Origin of the sequence: Paraburkholderia sp. SECH4, assembly GCF_030511745.1 — a bacterium.
GTDB lineage: Bacteria > Pseudomonadota > Gammaproteobacteria > Burkholderiales > Burkholderiaceae > Paraburkholderia > Paraburkholderia madseniana.
On the sequence record NZ_JALOCP010000019.1, the window covers coordinates 63,694 to 84,277 of the forward strand.

Genomic DNA, 20,584 nt, shown 5'->3' on the forward strand with positions numbered 1-20,584 from the left:
TCTGCCCCGCGTGAAGCGGGTCAAGTCCGGCGCAGCGCAACGCGCTTTTTTTCAAGCTTAACGAGTGCATACACACATACAGCCATCATGTCCACTACACCCTCGACTATTGCACCGCCCAGCGTGGCGAACGCCGCCAAACCGGCACGGCGCATTCCGTGGATGCTGCTCGCGGTCATCACAGTGCTTGCGGTGCTGGCACTTGCGGCGTCGTACTGGTTCTTCGTCGGCCGCTTTGTCGAAACGACGGACGATGCCTACGTCGGCGGTGATGTAACCGTGATGTCGCCGAAAGTGAACGGCTTCGTCACGGACGTGCTGGTGCGGGACAATCAGTTCGTCCATGCGAACCAGGTGCTGATCCGGCTCGATGCACGCGATTACGACGCTCGTCTCGCGCAGGCGAGTGCGGAAGTTGAGAGCGCGCAGGCGGCTGTCACCGAGTTGCAGGCGAAGAAGTCCCTGCAGCTTGCCACCATCAACGAGCAGGCAGCCGAAGTTCGCGCGTCCGGCGCCGAGTTGACGCGCAGCACCGCCGATCAGACGCGCTATCGCCAACTGGTGAAGGACGATGCGGTATCGAACCAGGTCGTAGAACGCGCTGATGCCGATCTGACCAAGGCGCATGCCGCGGTCGACCGCAGCAGCGCGGCCTTGATCGCGGCGCAACGGCAGATCGCCGTGCTCGACGCGCAGATCGGTGACGCAGAGGCGCGCATCGCCACTGCACAGGCGGCGCAGCGGGTCGCGGCATTGAATGTGGAGTACACCACGATTCGCTCGCCGATCGACGGTTACGTCGGCAATCGCACTGCGCGCGTCGGCTTGCTGGCGAATATTGGCGTGTCGCTGCTGACCGTGGTGCCATCAAGCGGACTGTGGATCGACGCCAACTTCAAGGAAGACCAGTTGAAGAAGATGCACGTTGGCGACGGTGTCGATGTCGATCTCGATGCGTCGAGCAAACGGATTCACGGCGTGGTCGAAAGTCTTGCGCCGGCGACCGGCGCGACCTTCAGCGTACTGCCGGCGGAAAACGCGACGGGCAACTTTACGAAGATCGTGCAGCGCGTGCCGGTGCGCGTGCGCCTCGAGGTGCCGAAGGATATGCAAGGCGTGCTGCGCCCTGGCCTTTCGGCGACGGTGAAAGTGCACCTCGACGCTGCTCACGGTTAAACGATCATGACTCAGGTCCTTGCCAATCCCGCCGACCTGCCGACGCGCACCAAAGTGTTCGCGTTCGTGCTGATGTGCCTCGGTTTTTTCATGGCGACGCTCGATATCCAGATCGTGGCGTCCTCGCTCAAGGATATCGGCGGCGGCTTGTCCGCGAGTCAGGACGAGCTCTCGTGGGTGCAGACCGCGTATCTGATCGCGGAGATTCTCGTGATTCCGATGTCCGGTTGGCTCACACGTGTGTTCTCGACGCGCTGGGTGTTCGCATTTTCCGCGCTGGGCTTTACGGTCACCAGTATGCTGTGCGGCCTTGCGTGGGACATCAACTCGATGATCCTGTTTCGCGGTCTGCAGGGCGCGCTCGGCGCCGCGATGATTCCGACCGTGTTCACGACGGCATTCGTGCTGTTCCCCGGCAAGCAGCGCCTGATTGCGTCCACCACCATCAGCGCGCTCGCCACGCTCGCACCGACGGTCGGCCCGGTGATCGGCGGCTGGATCACATCGCAATGGTCGTGGCACTGGCTGTTCTATCTGAACCTCGTGCCGGGTCTCGCCGTCACGCTGTTGGTGCCGAAGTACGTGCACTTCGACAACGTCGATCTCTCACTGCTGAAAAAGGGCGACTATCTCGGCATCCTGTTGATGTCCGGTTTTCTGGGTTGCCTTGAATACGTACTGGAGGAAGGACCGCGCAAGAACTGGTTCGGCGACGACGTGATCCTGACGTGTACCTGGGTAGCGGCGATCTGTGGATTCCTGTTCATCGTGCACGCGTTCACCGCAGAAGAGCCGATCGTCGATTTGCGCGCACTGGCGATCCGCAACTTCGGCATTGGCAGTCTGCTGTCCTTCATCACAGGGATCGGGATTTTCTGCGCGGTGTTCCTGACGCCCGTGTTCCTGTCGCGTGTGCGTGGCTTCGATTCACTGCAGATCGGCGTGGCGTTGCTGTCGGTCGGGTGTTTTCAGTTGCTCGCGATGGTGGCCTATTCGATAGTCGCGCGTTTTATCGACATGCGGGTGCTGATGGTGTTCGGCCTGGTGCTGTTCGGTGTTGGCTGTTATCTCTACGTGCCGCTGACCAATCAGTGGGGCTGGCAGGAGTTGCTGATCCCGCAGGCGTTGCGCGGCATTGGCCAGCAGTTCTGCATTCCGCCCATCGTCACGATGGCGCTCGGTTCATTGCCGATGTCGAGGCTTCGATCCGCCAGCGGTCTGTTCAATCTGATGCGCAATCTCGGCGGCGCGATTGGCATTGCCGTGAGCAGCACGATGCTCAACGATCGTTTGAATCTCCACTACGAGCGGCTCGACGAGCATTTGAGCGCGGGCCGTCCGGTGATCGAGTCGGTGTTGCAGCAGCAAAGCGCGCACTTCGCGGCAGTCGGTGGCGATGCGCTGAATGCGGCCAATGCGGGCCTCGGGGCGTTGCATTCGCTGCTGATGCGCGAAGCGCTCGTGCTCACGTTCTCCGACACGTTCTTTGCGCTGTCGCTCTGTTTCGTCGTCGGTTTGTTGAGCGTGCTGTTCTCGCGCCCGTTTGGCAATACCGCGCCGCCGCCCGATGCTCATTGAGGAAATCAGCATGAAACCAATCGTTATGAAAGTACTCGCGAGCGCGGCATTGCTGACACTGGCGGCATGCGCGGTGCAGCCGGAAACGCATGCGGACCTGCAGCATACGGTTCAGACCGTCGCACCGACAGCGTGGAATGTCGATGCGCCTCAAGACAGCATCAACGCCAACACGTGGTGGGCGCAATTCGGCGATCCTGTCATGCATCAACTGGTGGAGTCGGTGCTCACGGGCAATCTCGATGTGCAGGCCGCGGTGGAACGCGTCAAGCAGGCGCAGGATCTCGCGAAGCAAAATCGGGCGGCCTTGCTGCCTGAATTGAACGCTAGCGCGACCGCATCCGATTCTCGCCAGAACACGCCGCCACCGCTCGGCTATGTGCGTCAGGCCGGCGTCGGCGTGACGGCGAGCTGGACGCCGGACGTTTTCGGCGGCGAACGTCTTGCTGTTCTCGCAGCCGAGGCGCAAGTGTCGGGTCGGCAGGCGGCCTTGAATCAATTGCGCCTGGCACTCGCGGCGAACACAGCCGCGGCGTATATCGATCTGCGCTGGGCGCAATCGCAATTGCAGATTCTCAGCGACAACGAACAGATTCGCGCCCGCGCCCTGAAACTCACGCAGGAGCGTTTGCATTACGGACTGTCGACGCAACTCGACGTCGCCCGTGCACAGAATCAGTTGGAGGATTTGCAGGCACAGATCCCGCGTATCCAGTCGGCCGTGCAGCATCAACTGAGTCTGATCGCGGTGTATTCGGGGCGCACGCCGGAGAGCGTCGATGGCTTGCTGCTCGCTAACGCTCGCGATATTCCAGTGCCCGCGCAAAGCGTGCCGCAGATGCTGCCTTCGGAAGCGCTGTTGCAGCGCCCGGACGTGCGCAATGCCTACGCCACGGTCGAACAGCGCGCGGCGGAAGTGGGGGTGTCCAAAGCGCAACGCTATCCGCAGTTCAGGCTCAATCTTGCCGATGGTCTGCTGGCCTCGTCGTATCTTGGCTTGCCGACGCTGACCGATAACCTCTTCAGCGCGGCATTGAACGCAACGAGTCCGATCTTCAACGCCGGCCGCATTACCGCGAATATCGATGCGAGCGAGAGCCGGATGCGCGAATCGCAACTCGGCCTGCAGCAAACCATGCTGCAAGCGCTCAAGGAAATCGAGGACAACCGCAGCGACCTGGTGAGCGGCGCGGTGCAGGTGCAACGCCTGGGCGGCGCGCTCGATGCGTCGAACCACGCGCTGCGTCTGTCGAGTGAACTCTACAAGGGCGGCGCGACTGACTTCCTCGATGTGCTCACTGCGCAGGAGGCGTATCTGCGCGATGCGGAATCGTTGAATCAGGCCAAACGCGAGCATGCGCTCGCAGCGGTCGCTCTGTACCGCTCGCTCGGCGGCGGCTGGGATGTCCCCGAAACGGTCACGGCCGCATCGGCGAATTGATGCGCGTGGATGTGGCGTTGAAAGTAGTAGTCCAACTGGAGATGAATGATGAGTACGCGTGAAGTAGTGATCTGCAATCCGGTGAGAACGCCGATCGGCGCATTCGGCGGATCGTTGAAAGAAGTACCCGCGACGGAACTCGGCGCGGTCGCGGTACGTGAGACGCTGCGGCGCAGCGGCCTCGATCCGGCCGCGTTGGCCTCGGTGGTGCTGGGCAACGTGATTCAGGCCGGCAACCGGATGAATCCGGCGCGTCAGGCGTCGATTGGCGGCGGCGTGCCGGTGGCGGTGCCGGCGTTGACGGTCAATCGTGTGTGCGGGTCGGGCGCGCAGGCGATTGCGTCCGCGGCCCAGGAAATCTGGCTTGGTCTCGGCGATGCAGCCGTGGCCGGCGGCATGGAAAACATGGACCGCGCGCCGTATCTGCTCGACGGCGGCCGCTGGGGCTACCGGATGGGCAACGCGCAAATCCACGACAGCCTGCTGCGCGACGGCCTGAATGACGCGTTTTCCGGCGAGCATTCCGGCTGGCATACCGAAGACCTCGTCACACAGTTCGACCTCACTCGTGAAACGCAGGACCGTTGGGCCGCGCGTTCGCAACAGCGTTTTGCGGAAGCGCAGGCACGCGGCGATTTCGACGCCGAACTGGTCGCTGTGGAAATTCCGGGGCGTAAAGGGCCGCAGCATTTTACGAGCGATGAACAGCCGCGCCCGGATACTACGGTCGAAACGCTCGCCAAACTGCGTCCGGCATTTCGTCCGGACGGCACGATTACCGCAGGCAACGCGCCGGGCTTGAACAGCGGCGCGGCAGCCATGCTGGTCGCTGAACGTGGGTTCGCCGAGGCGCGCGGCATCGAGCCGTTCGCGCGTCTGGTGGCGTTTGGCGTCGCGGCCGTCGAGCCGGGCATGTTCGGTCTCGGTCCGGTGCCGGCCGTGCAAATGGCCCTGGCTCGCGCGGGTTGGCAACTCGATGACGTCGAACGCTTCGAGATCAATGAAGCCTTCGCTGCCGTGCCGATCGCCGTGGCGCGCAGACTCGGCATCGCGGATGAACTGATCAACGTGCAGGGCGGTGCGATCGCGCACGGTCATCCAATCGGCGCGACCGGTGCGGTATTGACTACCCGCCTGCTGCATTCGATGCGCCGCGACGGCCTGAAACGCGGCATCGTCACGTTGTGCATCGGCGGCGGGCAGGGGATTGCGCTGGCATTGGAAGTGATCTGAGATCGGCCGCTGCGGTGCGTCGCGGTGCCACGAACCGCGATGGCGCCGCGGCCGCATCGGCTAATGAAAGATCGGCAAAGCCATAAAGCCCTTGATGACGATCGCGTTAGCAATGTCGATAAAGAACGCGCCCACCATCGGGACCACCAGAAAGGCGAGATGCGAATGGCCGAAGCGGGCCGTAACGGCCTGCATATTCGCAATGGCCGTAGGCGTGGCGCCGAGGCCGAAGCCGCAATGACCGGCGGCGAGCACGACAGCGTCGTAGTTGCGGCCCATCACGCGGAATGTCACGAAGATCGCGTAGAGCGCCATCAACACGGTTTGCGCAACGAGAGTCGAAACGACCGGCAGCGCCAGCGAGGCGAGGTCCCAGAGCTTGAGCGTCATCAATGCCATGGCGAGAAATAGCGCGAGGCTCACGTTACCCAGCAGGGCGACGGCGTGATCGATAACAGGCTTGCCTGCGAGCCCGAGCATATTGCTTAGCAACACGCCCACGAATAGCACGCAGACAAAACTCGGCAGTTCGATTGCCGTGCCGGCCAATACCTGTGAGAGCGCGTCGCCGGCCGCGAGGCTGATCGCGATCAGCGCCAGCGTCTCGATGAAGGCGGCCGGCGTGGTGGCTTGTTCCGCCTTCGGTTCTTCGAAGGCGAGCGGCGCTTCGGCGGAGTTCTCGGCGTGGCTCTCCGCATGGTTTTCGGCGCGGGCGGCGTCCTTCCTGGCGACTTGCCGCATCAGCACGCGCGCGACCGGACCACCGAGAATGCCGCCCATCACGAGACCGAAAGTCGCGCAGGCAATCGCGGCCTCCGTGGCGGACTGAAGCCCGTGGTGTTCGGCGAATACCTTGCTCCATGCCGCGCCGGTGCCATGACCGCCGGACAATGTGATCGAACCGACCAGCAAACCGTACAGCGGATCGATGCCCAATACATAAGTGAGAGCGATGCCCACTGCATTCTGCAGTATCAACAGGCTGATCACGAGACCGAGAAAACGCAGCAGCAGCGGGCCGCCGGACTTGAGGCTGGCGAGGTTGGCGTTGAGGCCGATGGTCGCGAAGAAGGCGAGCATCAGCGGCGTTTGCAACGCTGTATCGAAGCGTACTTCGATGTGGCTCGTCGTGCGCAGGATCAACAGGACGATTGCCACAAGGAGCCCGCCGGCAACGGGTTCGGGAATCGTATAGCTGCGCAGCAGGGGGATCCATCCGACTAGCCGGTTGCCGAGCAGTAGAACCAGTGAAGCCGTGACGAGCGTTCCGTAGATACCGACGTTCATGGTCGACCTCGTTGAGCATGATTGATGGTCATAGCGGTACGAGGCGTCTGACGGCGTGTGGAGCGGCAAAGGAGCGAGCGAGAAACGCCTGTGGCGTGAGCGTACCTGAACGGCAGTGATCCAACAACGGTGGCAGCGAGGCGCACCGGCGCGGACCGCCTGGCCGGCGATACCGGAGTAAGACCATATTTAAAGTTTTCTCCAGCATCGGTTTCGTTTAGCATCATTGCCACTTTCACAAGAACACCAAGAGACATGGCACTGATCGCTCGAAACATGCTCGGTATTGCCGTCCTGCTGCTTATCGCTTTCATCTTTTCGACCAACCGGCGCGCCATCCGCTTACGGACTGTAATTGCGGCGCTGCTTGCGCAGATCGGGATTGGCGCTTTCATTCTCTTCGTGCCGGTCGGCAAGACGGTGCTCGCCGCTGCTGCATCCGGCGTCAATCACGTACTCGGCTATGGCAACGCGGGCATCGAGTTCCTGTTCGGCGGCCTCGTGCAATCAAAGATGTTCCAGGTCTTCGGCGACGGCGGCTTCGTTTTCGCCGTGCGGGTGTTGCCGGCCATCATCTTCGTGACCGCGCTCATTTCCGTGCTGTACTACATCGGCGTGATGCGCTGGATCGTGATCGTGCTCGGCACGTTATTCCACAAGCTGCTCGGTGTATCGAAGCTTGAATCTTTCTCGGCCGTGACCACGATCTTCCTGGGTCAAAGCGAAATGCCTGCCGTGGTTAAACCGTTCACGCGCGATATGACAGGCGCTGAAATGTTCGCGGTGATGTCGAGCGGCATGGCGGCGGTTGCCGGTTCGGTGCTCGCGGGCTATGCGGGCCTCGGTGTGCGGATTGACTATCTGCTGGCCGCGTCGTTCATGGCGGTGCCCGGCGGCTTGCTGTTTGCCAAGATCATTCACCCGACCACTGAGCCGAGCCGCGTGCACCTCGAGAACCTCAGCTTCGACGAAAAGCGTCCCGCGAATGTGATTGAAGCCGCGAGTTCCGGCGCGACTGTGGGTTTGAAAATCGCCGTGATGGTCGGCGCGATGCTGATCGCTTTCGTCAGCCTGATCGCGTTGCTCAACGGCATTGTGGGCGGCATAGGCGGCTGGTTCGGCCATCCGCAACTGTCGATGCAATCGGTGCTCGGTACGGTGTTCGCACCGCTCGCGTATCTGATCGGTGTGCCGTGGAGCGAAGCCGCAATCGCCGGCAATTTCCTTGGTCAGAAGATGATTCTCAACGAGTTCGTCGCCTATGCTTCGCTGTCGCCGTATCTGAAAGATGCCGCCAGCGTGAGCGCGGCCGGCCTGCAGGCGCTCGACCCGCGTACCCTTGCTATTCTGTCGTTTGCGTTGTGCGGCTTCGCGAACTTCGCATCGATCGCGGTGCTGACGGGCGGCTTTAGCGCCGTCGCGCCGGAACGCCGCGCTGAAGTCGCGCGCTACGGCCTGCGTGTCGTGCTCGCCGCGACGCTCTCGAACCTGATGAGCGCCACGATTGCGGGCATGTTCCTGACGCTGAATTGAATCGAATCGAGGATCGTTGCATGAATATGGAACAACTGCTGGAACGCGCGGGCGTCGCGCGAGAAAAGGCCTATGCGCCTTATTCGAAGTTCAAGGTCGGCGCCGCGCTGCTGACTAAAGACGGCACTGTATTCGACGGCTGCAACGTCGAGAATGCCTCGTACGGACTGTGCAATTGTGCTGAACGTACGGCGTTTTTCAGCGCGATTGCCGCGGGCTATCGGCGCGACCAGTTCGCCGCGCTTGCCGTGATCGGCGATACGGATGGACCGATCGCACCGTGCGGCGCGTGCCGCCAGGTGATCATCGAACTGGGCGGCCCCGAATTGCCGATCCGGCTCGGCAATCTGCATGGCGCCACCCGCGACACCACCGCGCGTGAACAATTGCCGGACGCGTTTTATCTATGAGCAAGCACAAAGTTATCTACGACACCGATCCTGGTGTGGACGACGCGATGGCGCTCGTTTTTCAGGCGCTGCATCCGGACATCGAATTGTTGGGTCTGACGAGCGTATTCGGCAACGCCACGATCGAGACCACCACGCGCAATGCGCGTTTTCTGGCCGGGCGGTTCGTGCCGGGCGTGCCGGTTGCGCAGGGCGCCGCGGCACCGCTCAAGCGCGTGGCACCTGAACCGCTCGCCTGGATTCACGGCGACAACGGGCTTGGCAACATCGCGATTGAAGCCGCTCCTGAAGCCGCGCTCGATGCACGTCCCGCGCATCGGTTCATCATCGACACGGTGCGCGCCCATCCCGGCGAAGTTACGTTGATCGCGGTGGGCCCGCTTACGAACCTGGCATTGGCGCTGGCCGACGATCCGCAGATCGCGCCGCTCGTCAAACAGGTGGTCATCATGGGCGGCGCGTTCGGCACGGACGGCGTGCTCGGCAACGTGACGCCGGCCGCCGAAGCGAACATCCTCGGCGATCCCGATGCTGCCGACATCGTGTTCGGCGCACCGTGGCCGGTTGCGATCGTGGGGCTCGACGTCACGCAGCGCACCATCATGAGCCAGGATTATCTGGCGTCGCTGCGCGATCGCGGCGGTGCAGCAGGGCGGTTCGTGTGGGACGTGTCGCGGCACTATGAGGCCTTTCATGAGCAAAGCGCGCAACTCAAGGGCATTTACGTACACGACTCGTCGGCAGTCACTTATGTGCTGGCGCCGCATCTTTATACGACTCGCAGTGGTCCCGTACGTGTGCTGACGGACGGTATCGCGGTGGGCCAAACCATCCAGAAGCCTTCTACGATGCCGGTGCCCGCGCCGGACTGGGACAGCCGGCCCGACAGCACGGTCTGCCTCGACGTGGATGTGCCCGGGATGCTCGCACTCTACGAGCGCACCATTTGCGGCACGCTGTAGGGCGATCTTGTGACGCTGCCGCCGTTTGCTAAGGGACGCCACCTCTTAAGCACCTCTCTTCGTGCAGCCCGCGGCGTAGCAGGCGGCTGGCGGCGCGGCGATTGATCCGACGCGATTGATCTGACATAAAGAACAACGCGGAAACGGTGTGAGAAACCACGATGCCGCGGTGCAATGCAGCAAACCGGCCCGCCATTGTGGCCGATGCGTATCGTCAATCTTTGCTACATTTCTGCAGACGTGCTGCGCAGGCGGTCTTCGAAGCCTTTGCATACCGACCCGGCGCGCGTGACCCACATCTATCAAGAGGCAAAAGATGCGAATTCTAGTAGTAGGGGCGGGCGCCGTGGGCGGCTACTTCGGCGGACGTCTCGCAGCGGCGGGCCAGGACGTGACCTTCCTCGTGCGCCCCGGCCGCGCGGAAAAACTCGCGCGTGACGGCCTCGTCATCAACAGCCCGCGCGGCAATCTCACGTTGCACGACGTCAAGACGATACTCGCCGGTGTCGGCGCGGAGCCGTTCGATCTGGTGCTGCTCAGTTGCAAAGCCTACAGTCTCGACGACGCGATCGATTCATTCGCACCGCTGGTCGGCGAATCCACGCTGATTCTGCCGATGCTCAACGGCATGCGCCATATCGAGGTGCTCAAGGAAAAGTTTGGTGCGTCACGCGTACTGGGCGGTCAATGCGTGATCGCGGCGACGCTCAGCCCCGAGCAGCACGTCATGCATCTGAACGAAACGCACGCGATCACCTTTGGTGAACTGGACGGCGGCACGTCCGAGCGTGTCCAGGCGATCGCGGATGCGATGGCCGGCGCGAATTTCGATACCGTAGTCAGCGACAACATCCTGCTGCGCATGTGGGAAAAGTGGGTGTTCCTGGCCACACTGGCGGCCAGTACGTGCTTGATGCGCGGTTCGGTCGGCGATATTCTGGCTGCGCCGGACGGCAAGCGCATCGTCGAAAACCTGCTCGGCGAGTGCCGTGGCGTCGCGGAGCACAACGGCTTTACGATGGGCCCGGACTTCGACGCCCGAGCTACCCAAACGCTCTTCACGCCTTCGCCGCTAACCGCTTCAATGCTGCGGGACGTCGAAAACCACTCGCATACCGAGGCGGATCACATTCTCGGCGATCTGATCTCGCGCGGCGGCGATGCACAGAAGGGTGAGCATGGCTTATCGCTGCTGCGTATCGCCTATAGTCATTTGAAGACGTATGAAGCGAGGCAGACCCGTACGTCCTGAATGACCGGAACGCGGGCGACGCGGACTGTCACAGCAGCCTAACGTTTCGGAGGTGAAGCATGCCGAGTCCAACCGGATCCGTACCCGCGCTCAGTGCCGCTTCGGCGACGATCTTCTCGATCGGCATCGTCTTTCTCGGCTACTGGGGCTTGTACGAGCCGACCAAATGGCGAGCCTCCGACGTCTTCGTCTTCGTGTTTGCGATGATCGGCTTCGGCTGCCTCGGGCTCGTGCCTTGGATGGCGACGAGCCCCGTTGAACCGGAAAACAGCGACGTCCGCATCCGGGTTGCGCGGCACATGTTCCTTATCGGCGTGCTGTCGATCTGGCTGGGCGTGGCAATTTCGGTGATCTTCTGATTAACGCTCGATCTGCCTGTTCCAGCGCGTATCCCACTGTGCGCGATGCGCGTTGATCGTGTCCCAATCCACCACGGTCACCTTCTTCACCAGATCGTCGACGTTACCCAGGCTTTGCTGCATCGGCGGCGTCATCTTCGCGAGACGATTGGTCGGAATCTGCTTGCCGGCCTCGGCCGCATTTGTCTGCGCCGGCGCGGACAGCAGGAACTGCGCGAGTTTCTGTGCCAATTGCGGATCCGGGTTGTTGTTGACCACGCACAGATCGACCAGCAGCAACACCGGACCTTCCTTCGGACTCACATAGCCGACCGGAATGCCCTTGTCCTGCAGATCGCTGACGGCAGTCGGCGTCAACGGGAACAGACCCGCTTCACCGGTCTGGACCATTTCGGAAATCTTCGCCGAATTCGGCACGTACTCCACCACGTTCGGGCCGACTGTCGTGGCCCATTTCGTGAAGCCCGGTTCGACATTCTGCTCGCTGCCGCCCATCAAACGGTTGATCGCCAGAAAGCCGTGCAGGCCGAAGGTGCTGCTCGAAGCGGACTGGAACACCACTTTGCCCTTGTACTTCGGATCGGCAAAGTCCAGCCACGAAGTCGGCGGCGCCCAGCCTTTTTCAGCGAACAGCTTCTTGTTGTACGCGATGCCGGTCATGCCGAGTTGCACGCCGGCGCCCATGTCGTCCTTCATGCGCGCGAACGGGTAGAGCTCCTTGAGCACCGGCGAGTCGTCGAGCTTCTTGCACACGCCCATGCTGACCGCGCGTGCCATCACGCCGTCGTCGAGAAACACCACGTGGATTTGCGGATTGGCCTTGTTGGCGAGCAGCTTGGCGAGAATGTCCGACGAGGTGCCGGGCACCACGACTACTTTGACATTGTTGGCTTTCTCGAAGTCGGGCAGCACCTGGCTCGTATAGGCCTTTTCCATAGGACCGCCGTTCATGCCGATGTAGATGGTTTTGGTCTCCGACCATGCCGGCGCGGCCGCACCGAATGCGCACAATGCGGCCAGCGCCGCGATCGTCTTGAACAGTTTCATTGAGAGGCTCCTGAGTTTCATTAAACGATAACGAGGCGATGACTGAGCGATAAGAAAGCGAAAACCGAGCGATAACCGAGCGACAACTAAGCGACGGACGGCGCAGCAACAGCAGCGAAGCGATTGATCGAAAAAGCGTCGAGCGGTGTGGTTGTGGCGCCGTCGATCACGAGATCCGCGAGTATTTCGCCGACGCCCGGCGCCAGCAGAAACCCGCCGCCCGAAAAGCCGAACGCATGCAACAGTCGCGGCACCGTGCGGCTTGCACCGATGATCGGGTTGCTGTCGGGTGTTTCGCCTTCCACGCCGCTCCACGTGCGGATCAGCAGCGCCTCGCGCAACGGGGGCAGCAGGGCGCACGCATCGCGCATTACCGCGCGAGTGGTTTCCGTCGACGGTTGACCGTACTCGCCGTCGCCATGTCCGCGCCCGCCGCCGATCACGCAATTGCCGCGCGCCACTTGCCGTGCGTAGATGCCGCCACCGTACACGCCGAGGTTGTGCGTGATGAAATGCGGCAGCGGTTCGGTGACCCACATGTTTGGGTAGATCGGTTTCATCGGCGCGGTTTCGCCGAAGTAACCGGCGACCGTGTTAGCCCATGCGCCGGCGGAATTGATCAGCCAGTCGGCGCTGATACGCGTGTCGCCTGCTCGTAGCTGGAAGCGCGTGCCGTCGTGATGGATCTCGGTCAGTTCGGTTTGCTCACGCACGTCCGCGCCTGTGGCGCGCGCGGCGCGTGCGAACGCGGGCGACACCAGACGTGGATTCGCATGGCCATCGGTCGCACAAAGCGAGCCGCCGACCGCTGCAGCGCCCAGCCATGGATAACGTTGCCGGAACGTGGCGCCGCTGATGACCTGCGCTTGCAGTCCATGGCCGCGCGCCATGTCCGCCCATGCTTCGAGCGCGGCAAGATCGGCTTCGCTGCGCGCGAGCCGCAAATGTCCTGACGCGGTGAATTCGCCGTCGATGCCGATCAGCTCCGGCAAGCGGTCCCAGATGCGCCGTGCGCGCATGGCGAGCGGCATCTGTTCGGCCGGCCGTCCCTGGACGCGCACGCCGCCGTAGTTCACGCCGCTTGCCTGTGCGCCGCAATAGCGCCGCTCGAACAGGCCCACGCGCAAGCCGCGCCGCGCGAGCGCCAACGCTGCCGATGAGCCGACCAGTCCGCCGCCCGCAATCGCGACGTCGCAGTGCAGGGTGTCACTCATCGCGCGCCTCCTCGGGAATCTCGACGACGTCGTTGGCATACATCGCCGGCGATAGCGGAATCGGTTTGACAGGCGGCTGGCTACGCAAACGGCCTACTGCTTCGAGGGGTTTGCCGGTTTCTGCCGCAAGCAGCGTCAATGCCGCTTCGCCGCACATGCGTCCCTGGCAACGGCCCATGCCGACGCGAGTGAGCGCTTTCAGGCGGTTGATCTCGTTCGCTTCGCCACCGCGGATGCAGCGCCGCAAGGTGCCTGCATCGATTTCTTCGCAGCGGCACACGGTCATGTCGTCGGGCCATTGTGCTGCGCATTTTGCGGGTAGTGCAAATGCCGCTTCGATACCTTGTCGAAACACCGCGATACGTTGCAGGCCGCGCTCGAGGGAAGCCGCGTCGCGCATGCCGAGGCCACGTGGATGAGCGATGCCGAGGTCGTCGAGTAGCGCGAGCGCGGTGCGGCGGCCGCCGAGTTCGGCAGCGTCGGCGCCCGCGATGCCCGCACCGTCGCCCGCCAGATAGATGCCGCGCACGGAGCTGCGGCCGGCCGGGTCGAGTTCGGGTAGCCAGCAACGGTTGTGCGTATCGAAGCGGAAGCGGCACCCGGCGAGATCGGCGAGTTGGGTTTCAGGCTTCAGGCCGAAGCTGATGCCGACGGCGTCGCATGCGATGGATTCGGTTTTCGAACCGTCGGCCGAAGAACGCCATTCAATTGCACTCACACCTTGGTCGCCACGAATGCCGATCAGGTTCACATCGCGTTCGATCCGCACGCCGTGGATCTTTAGCCAGCCGACGTAGTAGAGCCCTTTGGTGAACGTTGCAGGTTGCCGCGCGAGTTTCGGCGCCGCCGCAATCTGCTGCGATAGCGGACTCGTGTCGAGTACAGCTACCACCTGTGCACCGGCTTTCACGTACTGATAGGCCACGAGATAGAGCAGCGGCCCGGTACCAGCGAGTACCACGCGCTGGCCGATCGCACAGCCTTGCGCCTTCAAAGCGACCTGCGCCGCGCCTAGTGTGTAGACGCCGGGCAGGGTCCAGCCCGGCGCCGGCAGCACACGATCGGTGGCGCCGCTTGCGATGATCAGATGCGAAAACGGCACACTGATTTCCTGTCCCGCGTGCAGCGTATCGAGACGGCCCGGTGCACAAGCCCAGGCCAGTGTGTCGGGGCGATAGTCGAGATGCGGAAGCAGCGCGGCCATCGTCGTATGTAATGCGTCGGCCTTGTGCGCTTCAAAACCGTAGAGCGTTTTCTTCGAGCGCTGGAACGCGCCGTTCGCAGGCGGTTGACGATAGATCTGTCCACCCCAGCGAGCGTTTTCGTCCAGCACGATGGGCTTGATGCCGGCCGCCACCAGCGTTTCGGCGGCGCGGACGCCCGCCGGTCCCGCGCCGACGATCACCACGCGGTGTTCGTTGCTCATTGCGTGTCTCCGTTTGCCGTCGCGGCAGAGGTAGCAGCAGTCGGAGCAGAGACGGGAGAGACAGCAGCAGTGGCAGCAACGGAAGCAACTTCAGCGAGCCGCGTGACCACCCGCATGCCTTGCGTCACCAGTGTCGAGCACGCGCGCAAACGCAGACCCTCTTCCGTACGCATCCAACAATCCTGGCAAGCGCCGATCAGGCAGAAGCCGGCGCGTGGCGCGCCGCTGAATTCGCTTTCGCGCACGCGACGTTGTTGCATCAGCACGGCGGTGAGCAGCGTATCGCCTTGCAACGCGGTGACCTCGTGACCATCGATAACAAAGCTAAGCGGTTCACGCTGCGTTTCCGCAACGCGAACGAATTGCGCATCGCGTTTCGGCGCGGCGGATTCGGAAGACGGCAAATTCGACGGCATGTGATAGAGGGCAGTAGAAGACATCAGTGCTGGCCGATCAGAATCCGGTTGAGCCCATACACGCGGTCGAGCAGCAGCATCGCGCCGGCCGTGATGAAGATCACCAGCGCGGAGACGGATGCCATCATCGGATCGATTGACTCGGTCGCATACATGTACATGCGCACCGGCAGCGTGACGGTTTGAGGCGAGGTGACGAAGATCGACATGGTCAGTTCGTCGAAACTGTTGATGAACGCGAGTAACCAGCCGCCGGTAATGCCCGGCAGAATCATCGGGAAGGTGATACGGCGAAACGTGGTCCACGCGTCAGCGCCAAGCGAGTGCGCGGCATGTTCCACACTGCGGTCGAGACCGCTGACCGAGGCCAGCACGAGCCGCATCACGAACGGCGTGATGATGATCATGTGCGCGAGCACAAGCCACGCGAACGAACCGGTCGCGCCGATCAGCGCGAAGAACCGCAGCAGTGCGATGCCGAGCACGAGGCCGGGAATCACCAATGGCGACAGCAGTAAGCCGTTAAGAAAACCGCGACCCGGAAAGCGCGCACGGCCGATGGCCAACGCGGCAGGCAAAGCGACGATCAAAGACAAGGTTGCAGAGGCAAACGCCAGCTTCAGGCTGTTGAAGAACGCCGAGATAAAGTCAGGGTAGTCGAGGATCGCGCGGAACCAGCGCAGTGATACGCCGTGTGTGGGCAGCGTGAGCGTTTCGTCGGGCGTGAAAGCGACCAGGACCACGATCACGAGCGGCGCGAGTACGAACGCGATGACGAGCGTGTGGAAAATCAGCGCAATGGGACCATTTTTTCTCATGATGATCTCGGGAAGTTCAACCGAGGCTTCTGGTGTACTTGCGTTCCAGAACCCGGTAGTAAGTGAGCATCACGATCAGATTCGCGACCAGCAGCAGGAGGGCAATGGTCGCGCCGAGCGGCCAGTTCAGCGAGCCGAGGAATTCGTCATAGACGGCGGTTGCGGCGACTTTCAGGCGCCGTCCGCCGAGCAGTCCGGGAATCGCGAACGCGCTCGCCGACAAGCCGAACACCATCAGGCTGCCCGACAGGATGCCCGGCGTGAGTTGCGGTAACACGATGCGGCGCAGCGTGGTGGCGGGGGAGGCCATCAGCGAAAGCGCGGCATTTTCCGTTTGCGGGTCGAGCTTCTGCAACGCGGTCCACACGGGAATCACCATAAACGGCAACATCACATGCACCAGTGCAATCACGATCGCAAAGGTGGTGTATTCGAGCTTGTACGGTCCGAGCCCGATAAGACCGAACGCCTGATTCACGAGGCCGTTGCTGTTGAGCAGCATGCTCCAGCCGAACGCGCGCACCACGACCGAGACCAGCAGCGGTGCGAGAATGATCAACAGGAACATCGAGCGATACGGATCGCGCATGCGCGACAGCACGTAGGCTTCGGGCATGCCGATCACGATGCACAGCAGGGTGGTCAGAAAGGCAATGCCGAAGGTGCGCAGGAAGATCGTATGGAAATACGACGATTGCAGCACTTCCGCATAGTTGCCGAACTGGAATGCGGCGAGCGGGCCGCTCGACGGATCGAAGCGGTAGAAGGTCAGCACCAGCGTCATCACGAGCGGCACCAGCACGAGCGTCGCAAACAGCAGGAAAGCCGGCGCGCACATCAGCCACAACGGCAGGAACGCCTGCCACGGCGCGCGGCGCGCATTGCCGGTCTTCATGCTGTCGTTGTTCGAAGCGGGCAGCGTACTAGCCATGATGCGCATCCCGTTGAATGAAGCGGATCGCCTCGCTGCTCCAGTCGACGCCAACCGCCGCGCCTTCCGGCAACGGTTCGGTGCCTTCGTTCTGGCAGCACACCAGCACTTCGCCGAGCCGGCTGTCCACGCGGTACAACCATTGGCTGCCGAGGAAGAAGCGGCTCGTCACGGTGGCAGCCAGACGTCCCGCGTTCGGCGCACACAGGCGCAGTTTTTCCGGACGAATGCACAACGTGACCGCATCGCCGACGCCGATCACGCGTTCACGCATCGGCAGTTGCGCGGTGTGGCCCGTCTCGGCGAGATCGTGTCCGAGGTCGATACGGATCGCGTCGCCGTCGCGCGCCACCACGGTGCCTGCCAGCATGTTCGCCTTGCCGATGAACTGCGAGACGAATCTGTTTTCAGGCCGTTCGTACGCTTCGTACGGCGTGTCGATCTGCGTAATGCGGCCGGCTTCCATTACCACCACGCGGTCGCTGATCGACAGCGCTTCCGACTGGTCGTGCGTGACCATGATGGTGGTCGTGCCGATCTTGCGTTGAATGGCGCGCAGTTCGAACTGCATGTCTTCGCGCAGCTTGGCGTCGAGGTTCGACATCGGTTCGTCGAGCAGCAACACGGGCGGCGCGATCACGATCGCGCGAGCAATCGCCACACGCTGCCGCTGGCCGCCGGACAACTCGCGCGGAAAGCGGTGCGCGAGCGCATCGAGCCGCACCAGTGCCAGCGCTTCGCGCACTCGCTCCTTGCGTTCGGCCTTGTCGATGTTGCGCATCTCCAGACCGAAGCCGACGTTTTCTGCGACGCTCATATGCGGAAATAGCGCGTAGCTCTGGAACACGATGCCGAGACCGCGTTTGTTCGGCTTCATGTGAGTGATGTCGCGGCCGTCGAGCGTGATGCGGCCGCGCGTCGTTTCGACGAAACCCGCGATCATCTGCAACGTGGTGGTCTTGCCGCAACCCGACGGTCCGAGCAGCGAAACGAACTCGCCTTTCTCAACCGACAGGTTCACGTCGGCGACTGCCTGCAGATCGCCGAACGATTTCGCTACGTCCGTGAGTGTGAGGAACGACATGATCTGGCCTTTGGATGGATCGACACCGGTTCTATCGGCTACTGCCTCGATGGAGCCGACTCTATCCAGCCAAATTGCATGGCGTCAATTTCAAATTCCGTTTGACGGTATAAGTTTAGAAAAAATTCCGATGAGCGGAATAGATTCGGCAAGACTGGCATTGATCATTCCGTTCCATGACGTCCGGAAAATCCCTATGAATCGGAATAAAGTGCAAATGGAACGGGCGTGCCGGGAATATTCCATTCATGGATAATTCCCTCTATAGTGTTCCGGTCAATGAAATAAATCGGAGCGACAGAGATGAATGCTGCCACCAAACGAGATGCCGATCCCGCACTGGCCGATACCGGCAGTCCGCCCGGCCCCGGGATGCTGGAGCGCGCCTTCGCGGTGATCCGTGCGTTATCCGAAGCGCAACCCGACGGCGGTCGCGTCACGCGTCTCGCGAAGGCGGTGGGTCTCACGCAAGGCACGGTGCATCGCATTCTTCACGCGCTGATCGCGGAAGGCATCGTCGAGCAGGACGAAAGCTCGAAGCTTTATCGGCTGAGTGTCGATTTCTTCGCGCTCGCCGCGCAGGCCGGCAATCCGAGCGGCATGCGCACGCTGTGCCGTCCCGCGCTGCTGCGGCTTTGCGCGAGTCTTGGCGACACGATTTTTCTGCTGGTCAAAAGCAGCTTCGACGCGGTGTGTCTCGACATTTGCGAAGGGCCGTTTCCGATTCGCTCGTTCACCGGCGATATTGGCGGGCGCGTGGCCTTGGGTGTCGGTCAGGGGAGTCTGGCGATTCTCGCGTTCCTGCCGGAAGCAGAGCGTGAAGAGATCATCCGCTTTAACGTGCCGCGCATTCGCGGCTATGGTGTGCTCGACGAAGTGTATTTGCGCACCGAGATCGAGCGCGTGCGCCAACTCGGGTACGCGGGCCGCAATAGTGGGGTACTCGACGGCATGGCGGGTGTGGCGGTGCCGATTCTGGATCGCACGGGTGTCGCGGTGGCGGCGCTGAGCGTGGGCACGCTGGCGGCGCGTCTCGGCGACGATCGCCTGCCGATGGTGGTCGAATTGCTGCGCCGTCAGGCGGATGCGATCGGCCCGCAAACCAATCCCTTCGATGTCGCGTTGCGCCGGCCGATGCATGGTTTGTCGCGGGCGATGACTACGGAGCGGATCGCGGGTTAATCTGAAACTGAAAGCGAATAGGGCGTCACGTTGAGCCGACGCGGTTTTGCCTGTCAAGTACACCCTGCCAACGCAAAACGGAAGCCACGGCGCTACGGCAGTTTGGCGAGTAGAGTGTCCAGGAGTGACGGCGGCAGACTGATTTCACCGTCATCGCCGTCCGCTGACGTGTCGTAGATAAGCGAGTGGTCTGTCCAAGCAAGGTTCGGTGCATCAAGATTGAAATGGGTCCTTTCCGCTAACAGCTTCTTGGACTTTGCGTCGTATAGACGTAGAAGAATCTTGTTGTTCCACAGATAACTGTAGCTGGCCGTGTAGCGGGCATCCGTATCGGATGGCACGTTGTGCCACGTCGCAGCGTGCGACCGCTGTCGCACGTCCAGCAAATAATTGCCCGTATAGGCCAACGCGACCACAATGGCGAGGCGCTCGGCCGTGAGCAGGGCAATCTGGCGAGTCCGCATGGTCCTGCCGTCACCGCTCGAAAAGATGAACATGACTGACCGGACAAAACTGACCAACGTGACTGTGACGACAATGGCGAGGATGCAAAGCATCAGCATGCTCTCGCTATATCCTTGCAGCCCTTTCATAGAAACCCCAATTCAATTGGTGGATTCAGTCCAATAACCCGGTAGTCGGAATACACGATAAAATCTCCGCCGCGTTGGTGCATTAGCTGCCACTGCCTGAATGAACGGTTTCTAACTGACTTCCGGGAGGTGGAACGTGGCACCCCCTAGGGCAATTTGGCTAGCAGTCTGTCATACAGCGAAGGTGGCAGGATTACCCAGGAAGAATCGTCGCCACCTCTCGAAAATGAAACATTGTCCTCTTTCCACCACGACAACTCTGGTACGGGTGTGCTGAATGTTCGCTCGGCCAACAGTTCGCTATTCTTTGCGTCGTACACGCGGCCTACGTAGTCAGAATCGTTTCCGGGATTCCATCGCAGTAGGCACAGTTCGGCTATGTAACGTCCTCCATCCGAGGGCGTCTTTCTGCAGTCGTGTGCCTTTGACCTCAGGTCAGCGCCGATCCAGTAATTGACGGCAATCCATAGCACGGCCACGCTGGCAATTCGTGTGACCCACAACCCGGCGACGCGCCCGACGCGAGCAGCCCGTTCCGTTGACTGCGAAAAAATGATGACCAGCGACCGGACGAAGCTAGCCAGCACAACCAACGCAATAAGGACGAGCGCGTAGAACGCCATCATGCCTTCGGAATATCCT

General features: G+C 61.9%; 21 protein-coding genes. 10 read left to right on the forward strand and 11 right to left on the reverse strand.

Translation table 11 applies throughout. The features are described 5' to 3' along the window. Positions 1-87 precede the first annotated feature (87 nt). Genes M0D67_RS24030 through M0D67_RS24045 form a run of 4 tightly spaced genes read left to right on the forward strand, consistent with a single transcriptional unit; the run spans position 88 to position 5,428 of the window. Positions 88-1,176, forward strand: coding sequence for an HlyD family secretion protein (locus M0D67_RS24030; protein ID WP_171927860.1), 1,089 nt, complete (start codon positions 88-90; stop codon positions 1,174-1,176). 6 nt (positions 1,177-1,182) lie between these two features. Further along, positions 1,183-2,754, forward strand: a complete 1,572-nt coding sequence (locus M0D67_RS24035) for a DHA2 family efflux MFS transporter permease subunit (protein ID WP_266239874.1) — start codon at positions 1,183-1,185, stop codon at positions 2,752-2,754. Positions 2,755-2,764: 10 nt separating this feature from the next. Then, the gene (locus tag M0D67_RS24040; RefSeq protein ID WP_171927861.1) at positions 2,765-4,195 is read left to right on the forward strand and encodes an efflux transporter outer membrane subunit; all 1,431 of its coding nucleotides are present in this window, start codon (positions 2,765-2,767) and stop codon (positions 4,193-4,195) included. Between the two features lie 48 nt (positions 4,196-4,243). After that, complete coding sequence (locus tag M0D67_RS24045) at positions 4,244-5,428, forward strand: thiolase family protein (RefSeq protein ID WP_266239876.1); 1,185 nt, start codon at positions 4,244-4,246, stop codon at positions 5,426-5,428. 60 nt (positions 5,429-5,488) lie between these two features. On the opposite strand, the gene gltS is transcribed toward M0D67_RS24045, so the two are convergent. After that, a complete protein-coding gene (gltS, locus tag M0D67_RS24050) occupies positions 5,489-6,715 on the reverse strand; it encodes a sodium/glutamate symporter (protein ID WP_266239877.1) in 1,227 nt (408 codons plus the stop codon). Positions 6,716-6,970: 255 nt separating this feature from the next. Here gltS and M0D67_RS24055 point away from each other — a divergent pair, with 255 nt between their 5' ends. From M0D67_RS24055 to M0D67_RS24075, 5 genes are all read left to right on the forward strand, one after another. Then, positions 6,971-8,248, forward strand: coding sequence for a NupC/NupG family nucleoside CNT transporter (locus M0D67_RS24055; RefSeq protein WP_266239879.1), 1,278 nt, complete (start codon positions 6,971-6,973; stop codon positions 8,246-8,248). 20 nt (positions 8,249-8,268) lie between these two features. Next, positions 8,269-8,658, forward strand: coding sequence for a cytidine deaminase (locus tag M0D67_RS24060; RefSeq protein WP_115776755.1), 390 nt, complete (start codon positions 8,269-8,271; stop codon positions 8,656-8,658). Then, positions 8,655-9,620, forward strand: coding sequence for a nucleoside hydrolase (locus tag M0D67_RS24065; RefSeq protein ID WP_266239881.1), 966 nt, complete (start codon positions 8,655-8,657; stop codon positions 9,618-9,620). The genes M0D67_RS24060 and M0D67_RS24065 overlap by 4 nt, the downstream gene beginning before the upstream one ends. 316 nt (positions 9,621-9,936) lie before the next feature. Next, entirely contained in the window at positions 9,937-10,872 is a 936-nt protein-coding gene (gene panE / locus M0D67_RS24070; RefSeq protein WP_266239883.1) for a 2-dehydropantoate 2-reductase, read from the forward strand. A gap of 59 nt (positions 10,873-10,931) precedes the next feature. Beyond that, positions 10,932-11,231 (forward strand): hypothetical protein, encoded by a 300-nt coding sequence (locus M0D67_RS24075; RefSeq protein ID WP_154562881.1) that lies wholly within the window; start codon positions 10,932-10,934, stop codon positions 11,229-11,231. On the opposite strand, the gene M0D67_RS24080 is transcribed toward M0D67_RS24075, so the two are convergent. The 7 genes from M0D67_RS24080 to M0D67_RS24110 form a co-directional block, all read right to left on the reverse strand. Further along, positions 11,232-12,278: an ABC transporter substrate-binding protein gene (locus M0D67_RS24080; protein WP_266239885.1), complete on the reverse strand. Its 1,047-nt coding sequence runs from the start codon at positions 12,276-12,278 to the stop codon at positions 11,232-11,234. An 86-nt stretch (positions 12,279-12,364) separates the two neighbouring features. Further along, the gene (locus M0D67_RS24085) at positions 12,365-13,492 is read right to left on the reverse strand and encodes an FAD-binding oxidoreductase (protein WP_266239887.1); all 1,128 of its coding nucleotides are present in this window, start codon (positions 13,490-13,492) and stop codon (positions 12,365-12,367) included. Continuing rightward, positions 13,485-14,918 (reverse strand): NAD(P)/FAD-dependent oxidoreductase, encoded by a 1,434-nt coding sequence (locus M0D67_RS24090; RefSeq protein ID WP_266239889.1) that lies wholly within the window; start codon positions 14,916-14,918, stop codon positions 13,485-13,487. Before M0D67_RS24090 ends, M0D67_RS24085 begins: the two co-directional genes overlap by 8 nt. Further along, the gene (locus tag M0D67_RS24095; protein WP_266239891.1) at positions 14,915-15,358 is read right to left on the reverse strand and encodes a (2Fe-2S)-binding protein; all 444 of its coding nucleotides are present in this window, start codon (positions 15,356-15,358) and stop codon (positions 14,915-14,917) included. Before M0D67_RS24095 ends, M0D67_RS24090 begins: the two co-directional genes overlap by 4 nt. Next, positions 15,358-16,152, reverse strand: coding sequence for an ABC transporter permease (locus M0D67_RS24100; RefSeq protein WP_120344644.1), 795 nt, complete (start codon positions 16,150-16,152; stop codon positions 15,358-15,360). Before M0D67_RS24100 ends, M0D67_RS24095 begins: the two co-directional genes overlap by 1 nt. A gap of 16 nt (positions 16,153-16,168) precedes the next feature. After that, the gene (locus tag M0D67_RS24105; RefSeq protein ID WP_266239894.1) at positions 16,169-17,083 is read right to left on the reverse strand and encodes an ABC transporter permease; all 915 of its coding nucleotides are present in this window, start codon (positions 17,081-17,083) and stop codon (positions 16,169-16,171) included. Next, positions 17,076-18,167 (reverse strand): ABC transporter ATP-binding protein, encoded by a 1,092-nt coding sequence (locus M0D67_RS24110; protein WP_266239896.1) that lies wholly within the window; start codon positions 18,165-18,167, stop codon positions 17,076-17,078. The genes M0D67_RS24105 and M0D67_RS24110 overlap by 8 nt, the downstream gene beginning before the upstream one ends. A gap of 303 nt (positions 18,168-18,470) precedes the next feature. On the opposite strand from M0D67_RS24110, the gene M0D67_RS24115 reads away from it, so the two are divergent. Then, a complete protein-coding gene (locus M0D67_RS24115) occupies positions 18,471-19,349 on the forward strand; it encodes an IclR family transcriptional regulator (RefSeq protein ID WP_154562894.1) in 879 nt (292 codons plus the stop codon). Positions 19,350-19,441: 92 nt separating this feature from the next. On the opposite strand, the gene M0D67_RS24120 is transcribed toward M0D67_RS24115, so the two are convergent. Genes M0D67_RS24120 through M0D67_RS24130 form a run of 3 tightly spaced genes read right to left on the reverse strand, consistent with a single transcriptional unit; the run spans position 19,442 to position 20,568 of the window. Beyond that, entirely contained in the window at positions 19,442-19,942 is a 501-nt protein-coding gene (locus M0D67_RS24120) for a hypothetical protein (protein ID WP_266239899.1), read from the reverse strand. Further along, positions 19,939-20,085 (reverse strand): DUF6402 family protein, encoded by a 147-nt coding sequence (locus tag M0D67_RS24125; RefSeq protein WP_266239901.1) that lies wholly within the window; start codon positions 20,083-20,085, stop codon positions 19,939-19,941. Before M0D67_RS24125 ends, M0D67_RS24120 begins: the two co-directional genes overlap by 4 nt. A gap of 3 nt (positions 20,086-20,088) precedes the next feature. Continuing rightward, the gene (locus tag M0D67_RS24130; RefSeq protein WP_266239903.1) at positions 20,089-20,568 is read right to left on the reverse strand and encodes a hypothetical protein; all 480 of its coding nucleotides are present in this window, start codon (positions 20,566-20,568) and stop codon (positions 20,089-20,091) included. Positions 20,569-20,584 lie beyond the last annotated feature (16 nt).

What these genes read in the sequence shown, in the direction of transcription:
- M0D67_RS24115 (WP_154562894.1), top strand. Translation starts at nt 18,471, where the DNA reads ATGAATGCTGCCACCAAACGAGATGCCGATCCCGCACTGGCCGATACC.
- M0D67_RS24030 (WP_171927860.1), top strand. Translation starts at nt 88, where the DNA reads ATGTCCACTACACCCTCGACTATTGCACCGCCCAGCGTGGCGAACGCC.
- panE (WP_266239883.1), top strand. Translation starts at nt 9,937, where the DNA reads ATGCGAATTCTAGTAGTAGGGGCGGGCGCCGTGGGCGGCTACTTCGGC.
- M0D67_RS24065 (WP_266239881.1), top strand. Translation starts at nt 8,655, where the DNA reads ATGAGCAAGCACAAAGTTATCTACGACACCGATCCTGGTGTGGACGAC.
- M0D67_RS24085 (WP_266239887.1), bottom strand. Translation starts at nt 13,492, where the DNA reads ATGAGTGACACCCTGCACTGCGACGTCGCGATTGCGGGCGGCGGACTG.
- M0D67_RS24120 (WP_266239899.1), bottom strand. Translation starts at nt 19,942, where the DNA reads ATGAAAGGGCTGCAAGGATATAGCGAGAGCATGCTGATGCTTTGCATC.
- M0D67_RS24045 (WP_266239876.1), top strand. Translation starts at nt 4,244, where the DNA reads ATGAGTACGCGTGAAGTAGTGATCTGCAATCCGGTGAGAACGCCGATC.
- M0D67_RS24090 (WP_266239889.1), bottom strand. Translation starts at nt 14,918, where the DNA reads ATGAGCAACGAACACCGCGTGGTGATCGTCGGCGCGGGACCGGCGGGC.
- M0D67_RS24080 (WP_266239885.1), bottom strand. Translation starts at nt 12,278, where the DNA reads ATGAAACTGTTCAAGACGATCGCGGCGCTGGCCGCATTGTGCGCATTC.
- M0D67_RS24040 (WP_171927861.1), top strand. Translation starts at nt 2,765, where the DNA reads ATGAAACCAATCGTTATGAAAGTACTCGCGAGCGCGGCATTGCTGACA.
- gltS (WP_266239877.1), bottom strand. Translation starts at nt 6,715, where the DNA reads ATGAACGTCGGTATCTACGGAACGCTCGTCACGGCTTCACTGGTTCTA.
- M0D67_RS24130 (WP_266239903.1), bottom strand. Translation starts at nt 20,568, where the DNA reads ATGATGGCGTTCTACGCGCTCGTCCTTATTGCGTTGGTTGTGCTGGCT.
- M0D67_RS24105 (WP_266239894.1), bottom strand. Translation starts at nt 17,083, where the DNA reads ATGGCTAGTACGCTGCCCGCTTCGAACAACGACAGCATGAAGACCGGC.
- M0D67_RS24035 (WP_266239874.1), top strand. Translation starts at nt 1,183, where the DNA reads ATGACTCAGGTCCTTGCCAATCCCGCCGACCTGCCGACGCGCACCAAA.
- M0D67_RS24095 (WP_266239891.1), bottom strand. Translation starts at nt 15,358, where the DNA reads ATGTCTTCTACTGCCCTCTATCACATGCCGTCGAATTTGCCGTCTTCC.
- M0D67_RS24060 (WP_115776755.1), top strand. Translation starts at nt 8,269, where the DNA reads ATGAATATGGAACAACTGCTGGAACGCGCGGGCGTCGCGCGAGAAAAG.
- M0D67_RS24075 (WP_154562881.1), top strand. Translation starts at nt 10,932, where the DNA reads ATGCCGAGTCCAACCGGATCCGTACCCGCGCTCAGTGCCGCTTCGGCG.
- M0D67_RS24100 (WP_120344644.1), bottom strand. Translation starts at nt 16,152, where the DNA reads ATGAGAAAAAATGGTCCCATTGCGCTGATTTTCCACACGCTCGTCATC.
- M0D67_RS24055 (WP_266239879.1), top strand. Translation starts at nt 6,971, where the DNA reads ATGGCACTGATCGCTCGAAACATGCTCGGTATTGCCGTCCTGCTGCTT.
- M0D67_RS24110 (WP_266239896.1), bottom strand. Translation starts at nt 18,167, where the DNA reads ATGTCGTTCCTCACACTCACGGACGTAGCGAAATCGTTCGGCGATCTG.